Origin of the sequence: Massilia glaciei, from assembly GCF_003011895.2 — a bacterium.
GTDB lineage: Bacteria > Pseudomonadota > Gammaproteobacteria > Burkholderiales > Burkholderiaceae_D > Telluria_A > Telluria_A glaciei.
Map to the genome: position 1 here is coordinate 1 of NZ_PXWF02000047.1, position 14,661 is coordinate 14,661.

12 protein-coding genes are annotated in these 14,661 nt (G+C 60.6%); 10 read left to right on the forward strand and 2 right to left on the reverse strand.

Features of this window, described 5'->3' with window-relative positions:
* Positions 1–152 precede the first annotated feature (152 nt).
* Positions 153–1,556: a chromosomal replication initiator protein DnaA gene (dnaA, locus tag C7C56_RS03610; protein ID WP_106756131.1), complete on the reverse strand. Its 1,404-nt coding sequence runs from the start codon at positions 1,554–1,556 to the stop codon at positions 153–155.
* 431 nt (positions 1,557–1,987) lie between these two features.
* Between dnaA and rpmH the strand changes: the two genes are divergently transcribed.
* From rpmH to C7C56_RS03660, 10 genes are all read left to right on the forward strand, one after another.
* Positions 1,988–2,122 (forward strand): 50S ribosomal protein L34, encoded by a 135-nt coding sequence (gene rpmH, locus C7C56_RS03615; protein ID WP_010401996.1) that lies wholly within the window; start codon positions 1,988–1,990, stop codon positions 2,120–2,122.
* Between the two features lie 44 nt (positions 2,123–2,166).
* Entirely contained in the window at positions 2,167–2,667 is a 501-nt protein-coding gene (gene rnpA / locus C7C56_RS03620; protein ID WP_106756132.1) for a ribonuclease P protein component, read from the forward strand.
* Positions 2,664–2,954, forward strand: coding sequence for a membrane protein insertion efficiency factor YidD (yidD, locus tag C7C56_RS03625; protein WP_106756133.1), 291 nt, complete (start codon positions 2,664–2,666; stop codon positions 2,952–2,954). Before rnpA ends, yidD begins: the two co-directional genes overlap by 4 nt.
* A 10-nt stretch (positions 2,955–2,964) precedes the next feature.
* Complete coding sequence (gene yidC / locus C7C56_RS03630; protein ID WP_106756134.1) at positions 2,965–4,671, forward strand: membrane protein insertase YidC; 1,707 nt, start codon at positions 2,965–2,967, stop codon at positions 4,669–4,671.
* Between the two features lie 91 nt (positions 4,672–4,762).
* Complete coding sequence (gene mnmE, locus C7C56_RS03635; RefSeq protein ID WP_106756135.1) at positions 4,763–6,142, forward strand: tRNA uridine-5-carboxymethylaminomethyl(34) synthesis GTPase MnmE; 1,380 nt, start codon at positions 4,763–4,765, stop codon at positions 6,140–6,142.
* 164 nt (positions 6,143–6,306) lie between these two features.
* On the forward strand, positions 6,307–7,539 hold the full coding sequence (locus C7C56_RS03640; RefSeq protein WP_106756136.1) for a tyrosine-type recombinase/integrase: 1,233 nt from the start codon (positions 6,307–6,309) through the stop codon (positions 7,537–7,539).
* Positions 7,540–7,830: 291 nt separating this feature from the next.
* Positions 7,831–8,619, forward strand: a complete 789-nt coding sequence (locus C7C56_RS03645; RefSeq protein WP_146204263.1) for a hypothetical protein — start codon at positions 7,831–7,833, stop codon at positions 8,617–8,619.
* Positions 8,620–8,757: 138 nt separating this feature from the next.
* The gene (locus C7C56_RS03650) at positions 8,758–8,997 is read left to right on the forward strand and encodes a helix-turn-helix transcriptional regulator (protein WP_229458025.1); all 240 of its coding nucleotides are present in this window, start codon (positions 8,758–8,760) and stop codon (positions 8,995–8,997) included.
* Positions 8,998–9,116: 119 nt separating this feature from the next.
* Positions 9,117–11,888: a TOPRIM and DUF927 domain-containing protein gene (locus C7C56_RS03655; RefSeq protein WP_229458027.1), complete on the forward strand. Its 2,772-nt coding sequence runs from the start codon at positions 9,117–9,119 to the stop codon at positions 11,886–11,888.
* Positions 11,889–11,949: 61 nt separating this feature from the next.
* Positions 11,950–12,777 carry a terminase small subunit gene (locus tag C7C56_RS03660; RefSeq protein WP_106756139.1) on the forward strand — a complete coding sequence of 276 codons (828 nt, stop codon included), beginning with the start codon at positions 11,950–11,952 and terminating at the stop codon, positions 12,775–12,777.
* Positions 12,778–13,237: 460 nt separating this feature from the next.
* On the opposite strand, the gene C7C56_RS03665 is transcribed toward C7C56_RS03660, so the two are convergent.
* Complete coding sequence (locus C7C56_RS03665; protein ID WP_106756141.1) at positions 13,238–13,867, reverse strand: tyrosine-type recombinase/integrase; 630 nt, start codon at positions 13,865–13,867, stop codon at positions 13,238–13,240.
* Positions 13,868–14,661: the final 794 nt, after the last annotated feature.

Below are 14,661 nucleotides of genomic sequence, written 5' to 3' on the forward strand. Positions count from 1 at the left end.
ACTCTGACCCTGGATTTACTCCGTCGACATAATTCCGGCTCCGTGGTGTCGATCAGCGCACTCGGCATCGATGTTTCTGCCAATGGCGGGAACGACAAGATGGTGCGATTTACTGCGTCAACACAGCGCTTGCGCCGTGGTGTCGATTCTCCTTAACCCTTCAGGGTCTGCTCGAGCACGTGCAGCTCGTGGTTGCATTCCGGGTTTTTGGTGCGGTCGAGCGCGATCTTGCGCACCGCGTGCAGCACCGTCGTGTGGTCGCGCCCGCCAAACAGCTCGCCGATCTCCGGCAAACTCTTTTGCGTCAGTTCCTTGGCCAGGTACATCGCGATCTGGCGCGGCCGCGCGATGTTCGCCGGGCGCCGCTTCGAGTACATGTCGGCCACCTTGATGTTGAAGAAATCGGCCACCGTCTTCTGGATGTTCTCGACCGAGATCTGCCGGTTCTGCACCGACAGCAGGTCCTTGAGCGCCTCCTTGACGACGTCGATCGTGATGTCCTTGCCATGGAAGCGCGAGTACGCGAGGATCTTGCGCAGCGCGCCTTCGAGCTCGCGCACGTTCGAGCGCAGGTGCTTGGCCACGAAGAAGGCCACGTCGTCCGAGAACGTGACGCCCTCGGACTGCGCCTTTTTAAGCAAAATGGCGACCCGCATCTCGAGCTCGGGCGGCTCGATCGCAACCGTCAAGCCCGAGTCGAAGCGCGAGATCAGGCGGTCGTCCATGCCCGTGATCTCTTTCGGATACGTGTCGCTGGTGATGATGATCTGCTTCTTGGCCGCGATGAGCGCCTCGAACGCGTAAAAGAACTCCTCCTGCGTGCGGCTCTTGCCGCCGAAGAATTGGATATCGTCGATCAGCAACATGTCGAGCGAGTGGTAGTAGTGCTTGAAGTCGTCGAAGCCTTTGCGCTGGTAGGCGGTGACGACGTCGCGCACATACTGCTCGGCGTGGATGTAGCGGATCCGCGCGCCCGGCTGGTCGGCCATGACCTGGTTGCCGATCGCGTGGATCAAGTGGGTCTTACCCAGGCCCACGCCGCCGTAGAAGAACAGCGGGTTGTACGACACGCCCGGGTTGTTGGCGACCTGGATGGCCGCGGCGCGCGCGAGCTGGTTGGCCTTACCGGTCACGAAGCTGTCGAACGTCAGTTCGGTGTTGACGCGGCTTTGCTCGCGCCGCGGCGAATTGCCGATGTTGAACAGCTCCGGCGGCGCGCCCGGCGCGGCATCGGCGCTGCCGTTGCGCGGGTCCGACGCGACCCCGCTGGCGCTCGGCGCGCCCGGCGCCACCGCCGGTTTTTTGGGCAGGTTGTTGCGCGGGTCGAGCACGAACTGCACCTCGGTCGGCGCTTCCCAGTACTGCGAGGCGAGCACCGTGATGCGGCTGGCGAACTGCGACTTTACCCAGTCGAGCTTGAAGCGGTTGGGCGCGGCGATGCGCAGCTTGCCGTCCTCGTAGTCGAGGGCGATCAGCGGCTTGATCCAGGCGCTGAATTGCTGCGGTGTCAGCTCAAGTTCCAACTGCGCGGAACAGGTCTGCCAAAAATTATCCATGAATCGTCTTGATGTGAATGAGGTGTGGGGGCTGGGGTTAAGTCGCTGTTTTTTTTTGCGCTCGCGGATGCGTCGCGCGAGCGGTTCGCCACATGTAACACGCTATTCTACCTGCGAAGGCGCGAGTTATCCACAGGCGCGACGCTTATTTCGTCGCCCGCGGCCGCGTTTTTGGCCCCCGCCGGCGGCTTCAAATTGGGTCGAAAGCTCAGCAAGCCTTGACAGCGGGGGGCGAAATGCTGTCTAATTCAGGGTTCCCCGCCCGTATTCCGTGCTGCGTCACTTGTGACCCGCATGTGGGCATAGCGGGCGAGAAGCGTATTTGCGTTTGGCGTGTCGCCGGCTTAACCCTCTGCGAAGTGTCATCTGCACCATAAAAACTGACGACGTCAGACCGATTTTGCAATTTTTTTGCTTTTAGCGAGACCACCATGAAACGTACTTACCAACCTTCCGTCGTCCGTCGCAAGCGCACGCACGGCTTCCGCGCTCGTATGGCTACCCGTGGCGGTCGCGATGTGCTCAATGCACGCCGCGCCAAGGGTCGCAAACGCCTGGCAGTATAAGGCTGACAGCTCTTGCAGCTGCTGCCGATACCGGATTGTTGGCTATGACAAGCGAAGGTTCACACGACTTCGCGCGTGTTCGGCGGATCGTAAAAACGGATGAATTTTCATCCGTTTTTCGTTTGCGCCCGGCGCAAAAGACCGCGCACTTCGTGCTCTACACCCGTTTGAACGAGCTGCCGCATGCGCGGCTGGGCGTCGTTGTGGCCAAGCGTTTCGCACCGCGCGCGGTCACCCGCAACACGATCAAGCGCCTCACGCGCGAGCTGTTCCGCGTCTCGGCGCTGCCGGCCATCGACTGTGTCGTGCGCCTGGCGCGCCCGGTCAACAAAAAGGACGGGCCGGCCACCACCGCCGGCCTGAAGGCGGAACTGCGCGTCGAAATCGCGCGCCTGTTCGCCTCGCAAAAGCCGCATCCGAAAGCCGCCGCCAACGCGGGCGCGGTGGCAAACGCCAACAGCGCCACCAGCGCCGACAGGGTGCGCGCCACCAGCGCCGCCGGCGCGCACGCGGCCGCGCCCGTGCCGGAAGCGCCCGCGCCATGAGCCGCCTGTTGATCTGGCTCGTGCGCGGGTACCAGTTGCTGCTGTCGCCCATGCTGGGACAGAACTGCCGCTTCTACCCCAGCTGCTCGGGCTATGCGATCGAGGCCCTGCGCTCCCACGGGGCCTTGCGCGGCGGCCTGCTCGCGCTGCGGCGCCTGGGCCGCTGCCACCCCTGGAACGACGGCGGCTTCGATCCCGTGCCGCCAGCGCCCCACTTGAATTCGTCTCAAAACGACGCATCTGGACCCGACTCATCTACAACCGCCTGCGGTTGCCACCACTCCTGACTAATACCCAATGGACATCAATAAACAACGTACCATCCTGTGGATTGTGTTTTCCTTATCGCTGTTCTTCCTGGTCGATAACTACAGGAAAGACAACGGCATGGACTCGCTGCTGGCGGCGCCCAAGCCGGTAGTGACTGCTCAAGCGCCGGGCGCCACCGGCGTGCCTGCGGCCCCGGGCGTGCCTGCGGCCCCGGGCGTGCCCGGCGCGCTGCCGGCGGCAAGCTCGACCGGCCTGCCCGGCGGCATCCCCACGGCGGCCCCGGCCGCCGTGCGCGGCGAGCTGATCACCATCAAGACCGACGTCATGACGGCCCAGATCGACACCGCCGGCGGCGCCATCAAGCGGCTCGAGCTGCTCCAGTACCGCGACAAGATCGACAAGACCAAGAACCAGGTCCTGTTCGACGTCACCCCCAAGGGCATCTACGTCGCCCAGACCGGCCTGATCGGCAACGTCGCCGGCGTCGTGCCGCCGAACCACGAGACCGTGTTCACGGCCAAGCCGGGCGTGCGCAGCATCGACGGCGGCAACCAGGTGCAGCTCGTGCTCGAGGCCGAGCAATCCGGCGTCAGGCTGACCAAGACCTACACCTTCAAGCGCGGCGACTACGTGATCGACCTGCGCCACGACGTGGCCAACGTCGGCGAAGCCCCGGTGGCGCCGTCGCTGTACATGGAGATGCTGCACCACGGTAACAAGCCCGAGGGCGAGACCTACTTCACCTCGAGCTACACGGGACCGATCGTGTCGTCGTCCAAGGAAGTGTACGAGAAGCTCGACTTCGCCGAGATCGAAAAGAACGGCAAGGAAGAGCATGTCGTGAGCGCCAACGACGGCTGGATCGCGATCGCGCAGCACTATTTTGTGGCCGCGTTCCTGCCGCAAGAGGGCATCGCGCGCACCAACTACACCGAAAAGACGCCGACCCCGAACCTGTACAAAATCGGCACCCTGATGCCGCTCGGCCAGATCGCGCCGGGCGCGGGCGTCGCCAACAACGCCCGCCTGTATGCCGGCCCCCAGATCGAGAACAAGCTCAAGGCCATCGCGCCCAACTTCGAACGCGTCAAGGACTACGGCCTGCTGACCATCCTGGCCGAGCCGATCTTCACCGTGCTCGACCTGATCCACCGCGTGCTCGGCAACTGGGGCTGGACCATCATCGCCTTCACGGTGCTGATCAAGCTGCTGTTCTTCCCGCTGTCGGCGGCCGGCTACAAGAGCATGGCCAAGATCAAGATGGTCACGCCGAAGATGCAGGCCATCCGCGAGCGCTACAAGGGCGACCCGGCCAAGATGAACCAGGCCACCATGGAGCTGTACAAGACCGAGAAGATCAACCCACTCGGCGGCTGCCTGCCGATCCTGGTCCAGATGCCGGTGTTCCTGGCCCTGTTCTGGGTGCTGCAGGCCTCGGCCGAGCTGCGCGGCGCGCCATGGATCGGCTGGATCCAGGACCTGACCGCGCCGGACCCCTGGTACATCCTGCCGGTGCTGTACGCGATCTCGATGTGGATCACGACCAAGCTCAATCCGGCGCCGGCCGACCCGATGCAGGCCAAGATGATGTTGTGGATGCCGCTGATCTTCTCGGTCGCGTTCTTCTTCTTCCCGTCCGGCCTGGTGCTGTACTGGGTGGTCAACAACATCCTGTCGATCGGCCAGCAGTATGTGATCACCAAGAAGTACGCCGTCGCCGAGGCGCAGAAGTAAGCGCCCTCGAGTCGACCTTGAAAAGCCCGCGCCCGCCGCGGGCTTTTTTTCGGCCGTCGCCGGGCGTCCCAATTACTTTACAATCACGTCTATGAAACTAGACTCCTCCCCCATCGCCGCCATCGCCACCGCCCCGGGCCGCGGCGGCATTGGCGTGGTGCGCGCCTCGGGCAAGCAGCTCGCGCCGCTGCTCGCCGCGCTGTTCCCCAATGCCACGCTGGCGCCGCGCCACGCCACCTACATCGCGTTCAGCGCCGCCGACGGCAGCGTGATCGACCAGGGCATCGCGATCTACTTCAAGGGCAGCCATTCGTACACCGGCGAGGAGGTGCTCGAGCTGCAGGGCCACGGCGGGCCGGTGGTGATGCAGATGCTGCTCGCGCGCGTGCTCGAGGCGGGCGCGCAGATGGGCATGCGGATCGCCGAGCCGGGCGAATTCACGCGCCGCGCCTACCTCAACGACAAGCTCGACCTGGCCCAGGCCGAGGCCGTGGCCGACCTGATCGACGCCTCGACCGAGGCGGCCGCAAAGTCGGCCTCGCAGTCGCTCGCCGGCGCGTTCTCGAAGACCATCAACGTGCTCGTCGAGCAGACCATCGGCCTGCGCATGCTGGTCGAGGCCACGCTCGACTTCCCCGAGGAGGAGATCGACTTCCTCGAGAAATCGGACGCGCGCGGCCAGCTCGGGGTGATCATCGCCTCGCTCGAGCGCGTGTTCCAGCAGGCGGCCCAGGGCGCGCTGCTGCGCGAGGGCCTCAATGTTGTGCTGGTGGGGCAGCCGAACGTGGGCAAGTCGTCGCTGCTCAACGCGCTGGCCGGGGCCGACGTCGCCATCGTCACGCCGATCGCCGGCACCACCCGCGACAAGGTCAGCGAGACGATCCAGATCGAGGGCATCCCGCTCAACATCATCGACACGGCCGGCATCCGCGTGATCGACGAGGCGGTCGACCTGGTCGAGCGCATCGGCATCGAGCGCACCTGGGCCGAGGTGGCCAAGGCCGACGTGATCCTGCACCTGCTCGACGCCGGCGCCGGGCCCACCCGCGCCGACGAGCGCATCGCCGGCGCGTTCCCGGCCGGGGTGCCGGTGCTGCGCGTGTGGAACAAGATCGACCTGTCGGGGCACAAGTGCGGGGTCGACGCGATGGACGACGCGACCCACATCTACCTGTCGGCGCACGAGCATGTTGGGATCGACCTGCTGCGCGGCGAGCTGCTGCGCATCGCCGGCTGGGAGCAGACGGGCGAGTCGCTCTACCTGGCGCGCGAGCGGCACCTGATCGCGCTGCGCTCGGCGCACAAGCACCTCGCGCACGCGGGGGCGCACGCGGCGCAGAACGACCAGTCGCTCGATTTGTTCGCCGAGGAATTGCGGCTCGCGCAGGTGCAGTTGTCGAGCATCACGGGCGCGTTCTCGTCGGATGATTTGCTGGGGGTGATTTTCGGGCGGTTTTGTATCGGAAAATAGATAGTTGCCAACGGTTGCCAGTCGTTGCCAAATTTTCCGGACTACGCCCTTGTATATCAATGGTTTAGTGCCTGGCGTTGCCTAATGTTGCCCATTGACACACACATTTTTTAAGTACACACTTCAGTACACAATCCCATGTGTACTCAAAGGTGTGTACTTAAATGCCCAAAGCAGCCATCCCCCTCAATGACAAGCGCATCAAAGCGCTCAAGCCAAAAGCGAAGCGATACCTTATCGCCGACGGTGGCGGCCTGGTGCTGGAAGTTATGACTTCGGGCTCGATGGTCTGGCGCTACCGTTATTCTCTTAACCGCAAGCAACAGCCTTTGGTCACAATCGGCGACTATCCAGCGGTCAGCCTGCAAGACGCCCGAATCCGGGCGCGCCGCTATGCCGAGATTGTGGCCGGCGGCGTGTCACCCATCGCCGACGCCAAGAAAGACCGGGGCGCTTCCAAGACTCTCGATTCGGTGCGCGCCTTTGCCGATTTTTGGTACGAGTCGGAAATCGCAACAAAATCGCTGTCGTATCGCACAGTTACCAGGCGCGCCTTGGACAAGGATATCTACCCGGCCATCGGCAATAAAGCCCTGTCGGAGGTAAACGCTGGTGACGTGCTGGCCATCTGCGACAAGGTGAAAGGGCGCGGCGCCTCGCAAATGGCCCTATTTACCCGTAATGTCGTCAAGCGCATGTACGAGTACGCGATTTCGCGCCAGGCCGCGACTATTAACCCTGGCCAGCAGTTGGTCGCTCGTTACATCGCCACTCCCCAGAGCCGCACGCGCGTTCTGTCGCCCGATGAAGTCGGTACGGTCCTACGCGCGGTGTACACCTCCAATATGAGCCGTGCCTACAAGCTGGCGCTGCACCTCCTTGTGGTCACGATGGTGCGCAAGTCCGAGCTGATCGAGTCTGAATGGTCCGAGTTCGACCTGGACGAAGGCGTATGGCGTATCCCGGCCGAGCGCATGAAAAAGGACCGCGAGCACTGGGTGTTCCTGTCGGCGCAGGCCGTGTCCATGTTGCGGGAACTGCGTACGCTTTCGCACAGCCCGCGCTTTGTGTTCCCGATGCGGCGCGGGCACGAAGACCGGCCTATCGCCAAATCGACGTTGAATCAAGCAGTGCGCGCGATGGACTCCGACGTGCAACATTTCGTCATCCACGACTTCCGGCGCACCGCATCGACGCACTTGCACGAGATGGGCCAGTCGTCCGACGCCATCGAGAAAGCACTTGCACACTCGATAAAGGGCATCAAGGGCGTATACAATCGGGCCGAATACGCCGACGAGCGCCGCAAGATCATGCACTTATGGGCGGATTTCGTTGACGCTCAGATTGCCGAGGGGAAGAAGGTCGTAATCGGCAAATTCCGGAGCGCCGCATGAAGAGTCTTACCTCACGTGGCGGACTCAGGTAGGTGAGAGTTGATGCGCGAACTGCATGCCATTACTAGCGACAATCGCGCCGCTGTGGGTGCCGATCTGGCTTAATTCACGGTTACATTGGTTACAGCGGCTACGTCATTGTTTTAACGGTGTTTATGAGTAACCGCGCACCTTCGACGGCGGTTACTGTGGTTACAGAAGAAAGTCTAGCCACGCCCGCCGCAATAGGTGGGAAGCGGGAAGCCCTGCCCCACTGGCTAACTTCCGATATACAGGGCAGTAAGAGAACATATGCAAATTTTTCAAGTTATTGATGGACAGGATGAAGGATTGATTTTTCCTGACTGGGTAAGTCCGTCGCTGATGACCTACACGGCAAAAATAAGGGGCGAAATTAGCGTTATCAACCCCGGTCTGTCGTGGGAACAAATCGGTATGCTCGCGACCTTTGGAATGAAGGAATTGGATTTGGCGGCCCACGCTTCGGCGAAGTGGCATACCGATTACTTGGTAAACGAAGCGAGCCTCGACCCGGAAGACTATATCGATTGTCAAAAATGTTCGACGCCGGAAGGCGTCCGCCTTATGGACGGAGAAGGACTACTCTTACATGCGCGCCTGACTGAGGAGGATGATGAAAACGCCGCCCCAGCTTGGGAATCAGTTGAGAAAATACTACATGGACATGATGCTGTGTGCGTTCTCTATGCATATGCGCTGTATCGCGTTGACAATGCACTTTCGAGTCAAATCGCTGGCGATATGGACGGTGCGTTAGGCTGCCTTGCGATGGCCGGAGACGTCATGATAATGGCAAGCGAAGCCACTGCAAGAGAAAGTGGAATTCGATGGGAACGAATGCATACCGCAGTGGCAATGCGAAATGCTGCGCGCAAACGACATGTTGAAACGTACGAGCTCCGCGCCGAAGCGATTGCACACTGGTCGGCACAGATCGACAGGAACTTAAGTGGCCAAAAGGCCGGCGCTATTTTGTCCAAAATTTTTCCCCTTTCGCAACGCAAATTAAGCGAATACGTAATGGCAGAGAAGAAAAGACTTCTTGCTAGCATGACGTAACCCCTGCCGGCAAAGCGTACGGCTAGCGGCAGCAGCGCGTACGCCCACCTGGGAAAGCGTCTAGCCTGTCGGCGCTTCATGGCCTAACCTTGCATCACTCCGCTGAACCATGGCGGCAACATGCATAGTTAGGCAATCGTGAAGCAACAGGCAAATCAAGAAATTCCATCCAGCAAGACTCTCCCAATGGACGGTATGAGCCGTTGGAAACAAATAGCACCCTTCGCGCCATTCAGCCGCGAGAAATTCCGCCAACTTGTTATCGCTGGCAAAGCGCCCCAGCCAATCAAATTTTCTGCCCGCTGCTCTGTATTCAAGAACCGGGAGCTTCATCGTTTCTTTGCCGACCCGCTCAACTACACCGCCGAGGTCTGCTAAGTGGATGAATTCTCGCACGCGCCTCGCGCAATAAATCAGCCATGGCTCGCTCCGCGTCCAGCGCATGACGACAGTGTGCCAGCATGATGGTGAGCGCATGCAGGTCTGCGTCCTTGGGCGTGGCGGCCATCGACCAGTTCCGCGATGCAATTCTTGCGGCAGGGCTGACGCCTCCGGACGTGATCGAGCCGGACGGCAAGCTACGTCGATTCTCAAGCAGTGGCAAATTGAAGGACGACGCAGGTTGGTATGTGCTGCACGGCGGCGCGATCCCGATCGGAATCATCGGGGATCATCGCACGGGACTGCGCCAAAGCTGGCGCGCCGACATCGGGCGCACGCTGACGCCGACCGAGGTCGTCGCACAAAGGGCCAAGATGACGGCAATGAAACTTATTCGTGAAGGGGAGGAAGCGCGGCGGCGTTCTACGGCGGCAAAAAAGGCAAAAGCAATCTGGATGGCCGCAACAAAAGCCGAGCAGGACCATCCCTATTTGATGCGCAAGCAGGTTGCGCCGGTCGATACGCTTCGCGAAATTGACGCCGGCACGGCGGCGGAAATTCTTGGCTATATCCCAAAATCGCGTGGAGAAGCGCTGGTAGAGCGCTTGCTCGTGGCCCCCATCATGATTGACGATGTGATATCGACCTGTGAACTGATTGATGGTGACGGGCGCAAATCTGCAATCTATGGCGGCGCGAAGGTAGGCGGGTTCTGGGCCGCGCAATCGCTCCCGGCTGGTGACGGCGATGGATTTACTGTATTTATCGGTGAAGGAGTGGCAACTACGCTGACCGTAAAAGAGGCCATCGGCCATGTGAGCGTAGCGGCCATGTCGGCGGGCAACCTGGCGGCAGCGGCGCGCGCGATGCGCAAGCGCTATTCTGCGGCGCGGCTGGTGCTGGGGGCCGACTTGGGTAAGAAGTCAGGTTCAGCCGATCCGATAGCTATCGAAGCGGCGCAAGCCGTTGGGGGACTTCTTGCGGTTCCGGACTTTGGCGACGACCGGGGCAACGACGAAACCGACTTCAACGACTTGGCGGCGCGCTTTGGGCTGGACGCGGTAAAGAACTGCTTCGGGCATGTGCTGGATGCCGCTGCTCTCATCGCAGACGCGCCCCAGGGGGCGGACACGGCCCCGTCAGAGCCATTGGAGCCGACGGGCAACGGCACGCTCATTGAGCCGGATTCGGTGATCTGCTCTTATGGGGGCGGTACTTTTGATGTCTCGCGCCGTGGCGTGTTCTTCATCGGCACCGACAAGGACGGCAATGAACAACCGGCTCGCTGGATATGCTCGCACCTGGCTATCGTCGCCGCCACGCGCGACGCGAAAAGCGGTGAGTGGGGGCGGCTGCTGGAATGGCGTGACGACGACGGTGTGAAGCACCAGTGGGCCATGCCTTTGGAGCTGCTCCAAGGCGACGGCATCGACATGCGACGCGAGCTGGCGCGTATGGGACTCGCCATTTCTACCGCGAGGACTCAGCGCGACTTGCTGGCCGCGTTCATTCAGGCGTGGCCGGTCCAGGCGAGGGCGCGCTGCGTGGAGCGTCTCGGCTGGCATGGCGCAGTGTACGTAACACCCTCGAAATCCATCGGGCAGGAAGAGGAAATCGTCGTGTTTCAAAATGCCCATGCCATAGAGCCGGCGTTTTCCGTGGCAGGAACCGCGATTGAATGGCGCGATTCTGTGGCGGCCCTGGCGGCGGGCAACTCTCGCCTGGTCTTTGCCCTGTCCGTGGCGTTTGCAGGTGCGCTGGCGGATGTGGCCGGTGAAGACTCGGGCGGCTTCCACCTGCGCGGTGGTTCCTCATCAGGTAAGACGACCGCGTTGAAGGTGGCCGCTTCGGTGTGGGGCGATCCGAACGCATACCCCCGACTCTGGCGGGCCACCGCAAACGGGTTGGAAGGACTGGCAGCGATGCACAACGATGGCCTCTTGATATTGGATGAGCTGAGCCAGGTAGACCCAAAGGAAGCCGGGGAAGCGGCCTACCTGCTCGCGAATGGGCAGGGCAAGGCCAGAGCATCCCGCTCGGGAGCTGCACGCCAGTCCGCCCGCTGGCGTTTGCTGTTCCTGTCGGCAGGCGAAGAATCGCTGACCGCCTTGATGGCGCGGGCAGGCCGTAAAGCCAACGCCGGGCAGGAAATCCGCCTTGCCGATGTCGATGCAGACGCGGGGGCCGGTATGGGCTCCTTCGAGACGCTGCATGATCAGGCTAGCCCGGCTGCGCTGGCGCTGGCCGTCAAAGATGCAGCGACGCGCCATCACGGTGCAGTGGGATTGGCATGGTTGCATTGCATTGTGGCTGATCGCGCCGCACTTGCCGACGAAATTGCTACCGGCATCAAGAGTTTTGTGGAGGACGCGGCACCCAAAGAAGCGGCTGGCCAAGTGCTGCGGGTAGCGCGGCGCTTCGCGTTGGTGGCAATGGCTGGCGAACTGGCGACACATTACGGTCTGACCGGATGGGACAAGGGCGAGGCTATTGGCGCGGCGCGCAAATGCTTCGCGGTGTGGCTCGATGCGTTCGGAGGGACCGGAAACCGGGAGGAACGCAACATTCAATCGCAGGTGCGCGCGTTCTTCGAGGCGCATGGAGCAAGCCGCTTCGAGGACACGGCGGCAACCAGCGATCAACGCATCATTAATCGAGCGGGCTTTTATCGCACTGGTGCGAGCGGAGTGCGGGAATTTTTGATTCTTTCGGAGTCGTTTCGCCGCGATATTTGCCAGGGATTCAGTGAAAAAGCCGCGAAGGAAGCTTTGATAGCGTGTGGGGTGTTGATTCCGGGGAAGGACGGCAAGCCAACGCAGTCGGTCCGATTGCCCGGCATCGGACCGACCAAGGCGTATGTCATGCGATATGACGGCGGGCAAGAGTGATGGCGCGCAATGACCCGTGGTGTACATCAAATATGAAAATTGAAAATTGGGAGATGCAGTGATGGCTAGTTTGTCGAAAGTAGAGTGGGATGCAGCCCGCAAGACGTGGAGCGAAGACAGCCGCGCCGGATATGGATGGTTAGCGGAAAGCCTCGGCGTCAGTCGCCAAGCCGTCAACAAGATGGCAACCAAGCAGGCGTGGAAGAAAGTTGCGCTGGTTGCGCGCGAACCGAGCATTCCGCAATCAGCGCAACTGGCAACGAACGCCAAGATTACGAAAAAGGCACCGTCGTTTGCGGCCACGACAGTCCCTTGCCTGGCATCCGGCCACTGGCAGATGATGACCCGTCGCCCGCGTGGCCGCCCGACAGATTACCGGGATGAGTTCATTGACGAGATCGTTTCCTACTTCGATATCCCAGTAGAAAGCGTGGTTGATGTGGACGTTGCGGACAGGGACGGCAGGACTGTTACCGAAAAAAAAGTGGTCATCAATACTTTTCCAACGGTGACTAGATTCGCGTCGAGCATTGGCGTCACGCGCGGGACGCTGCATGACTGGGCAACGGCGAAGAACCCCGATGGCACCCTCCGACGCCCTGAATTTTCCTACGCATACACGCGCGCGAAAGACTTGCAGGACGCCCTGCTGGTCGAAGGTGGTTTGTCCGGTCGTTACGAAGGTCGCTTTGCCGTGTTCGCGGCCAAGAACTTGATCGGCTGGAGAGACCAGATCGAGACAACGGCGGAAATTACCGTGACCGGCGCGACCGTCGAACTGTTGGACCAGTTGTACCGCGAAGGCATGGAGGCCGCTGCACGCAACAAGGCTGCCGTCATCGAACGGAATAAGAGCAACGCCCTCGCTGCGGCTACGGCGGCGAAATAGCGTGTCCATGCTTCATCGGGCCAGGCTCTTGCCATCTACCTGTGTGATGAATGCTCACCCGTAACCGCCGTAACCGCGAGAAAATCGCCCGGTTACGCATGACGGTTACGCAGGAACCCTTGTGGTTATTCGCGAAAAATTGAATTCATTGCTGCTGTAACCGCTGTAACTGTGAATCAAGAAATGGAAGAGCATCATCCAGTTAGGAGGAGCTTAATAGCCTTCCAAGAGTTGCTTCGACTTCTTTTTGGAGCTGTTTCTACCGTCGATTTATCGTACGCAAAGTCGCCAACGTGCGCGGCATCATTTCTTAGGTTTGCAATGGCTTCAAGGCGTTTCGCCTCGAAGTCTGTGAAGACGCCAACGCTTGCTGCTTTGAGCTTGATTATGACCGGCGACAGCGTGTCACGTGGCAGTGTCTCGATAGGAACTGCGCGTGCGCGTGTCGCCGCCCGGAAACCTATGCGTCCGTTTGCTCAGCCATCTCCAGCGCGTCGTCGATTTCGATGCCTAAGTACCGGACGGTGCTTTCAAGACGCGTATGGCCAAGCAACAGCTGAACCGCCCTGAGATTCTTCGTGCGGCGATAAATTAGCGTCGGCTTCGTCCGGCGCATTGTATGCGTGCCATAAGCGGCGGGGTCTAAGCCAATTGCCGCAAACCAGCGGTGTGCGATACGTGCGTATTGCCTGGTCGAAAGGTGTGGAGAATCGTGGATGCGACTCGGGAAGAGGAAGTCGCCGGCTTTCAGTTCGGCTCGCGCAATCCAGTCGGTCAAGCTCTGTCGAGTTCCTTTCGTTAGCTCGAACTGTACGGGCTGCTTAGTCTTCTGTTGCATGACGATGGCTCGGGCACTGACCCGGCCGCCATTAGCGACGTCGCGCAACCGAAGCTGGACCAGGTCACAGCCCCTGAGCTTGCTGTCGATAGCAAGATTGAATAACGCTAAATCGCGGACGCGTTCGTAAATCTCTAGTCGCACTCGGATTGCCCAGATCTCGCTGAGCCTGAGCGGCGACTTCTGGCCAACAAGTTTGCCTTTGTTCCAAACGGGCCGGCCGGATGGGTTCGATGCTGTTTGCGTGTTCATGATCACCTCCATAGTAGGAGCTTAACTATGCGCCGATGACAGGCTGGGCATCACGCGGCAGCTGGCCCTTGCGATTTTTTGTTTTACCGCGACCGGAGATGTAGAATGACACCTTCGGCGCTGTTCGGCCACAAGCCGCCATTCATTTTTTGCGCTTCATTTGGGTTTTTCCAGGAAGACGCTTGGTCCTGCCGAATTTTTCCTAGGCAGCAGCGGAAGCGAGTTCCACGCCCTACGGGGAATTCCGTTTTATTCTTTAGGTATCGTCATGGGCGAATCGCCAAAATTTTTGCCGCTGCTTCAAGCAACTGGCCAGCATGTACGACTCGTACACGCGGGATACATCTTTTCTGGAGGTCTTGTGGGCATCCTTATAGCTCACTGGAGCGAGTCCTGGCTACCTTTCGAAGCGCTGCTCGTCGCGACCATACTAGCAACTTTCTCCATGATCTTTGCCGTGTTCCTTGCATTCGCTAAGGTACGCTGTCCGAAATGTGAACTCCCTTGGGTACGTTGGTCTGTCGCAAACCAGCCCCACAATCAATGGCTTCACTGGCTTTATGAATTTACCGTTTGCCCAAAATGCGGGCACTCGGCGGCGCCTCAAGATGAGTTTTCGAATAGACCAGGTTGAGGCGTCATGATCACAGACGCCTGTTAGAGTACGTTCCGATTCGGCAGGCGTGAGCGTCATATTGGGGCGGGAGCGGGCCGAGGTCGGACCACAGGCTACCGTCGAGTACAATCGACAGCACCCGGCCAGGAACGGACGTTGGCTTTTCAATTTATGTTGG

Coding starts and splice junctions, on each gene's coding strand:
- dnaA (WP_106756131.1), bottom strand. CDS start 1,556: ATGGATAATTTTTGGCAGACCTGTTCCGCGCAGTTGGAACTTGAGCTG.
- rpmH (WP_010401996.1), top strand. CDS start 1,988: ATGAAACGTACTTACCAACCTTCCGTCGTCCGTCGCAAGCGCACGCAC.
- rnpA (WP_106756132.1), top strand. CDS start 2,167: ATGACAAGCGAAGGTTCACACGACTTCGCGCGTGTTCGGCGGATCGTA.
- yidD (WP_106756133.1), top strand. CDS start 2,664: ATGAGCCGCCTGTTGATCTGGCTCGTGCGCGGGTACCAGTTGCTGCTG.
- yidC (WP_106756134.1), top strand. CDS start 2,965: ATGGACATCAATAAACAACGTACCATCCTGTGGATTGTGTTTTCCTTA.
- mnmE (WP_106756135.1), top strand. CDS start 4,763: ATGAAACTAGACTCCTCCCCCATCGCCGCCATCGCCACCGCCCCGGGC.
- C7C56_RS03640 (WP_106756136.1), top strand. CDS start 6,307: ATGCCCAAAGCAGCCATCCCCCTCAATGACAAGCGCATCAAAGCGCTC.
- C7C56_RS03645 (WP_146204263.1), top strand. CDS start 7,831: ATGCAAATTTTTCAAGTTATTGATGGACAGGATGAAGGATTGATTTTT.
- C7C56_RS03660 (WP_106756139.1), top strand. CDS start 11,950: ATGGCTAGTTTGTCGAAAGTAGAGTGGGATGCAGCCCGCAAGACGTGG.
- C7C56_RS03665 (WP_106756141.1), bottom strand. CDS start 13,867: ATGAACACGCAAACAGCATCGAACCCATCCGGCCGGCCCGTTTGGAAC.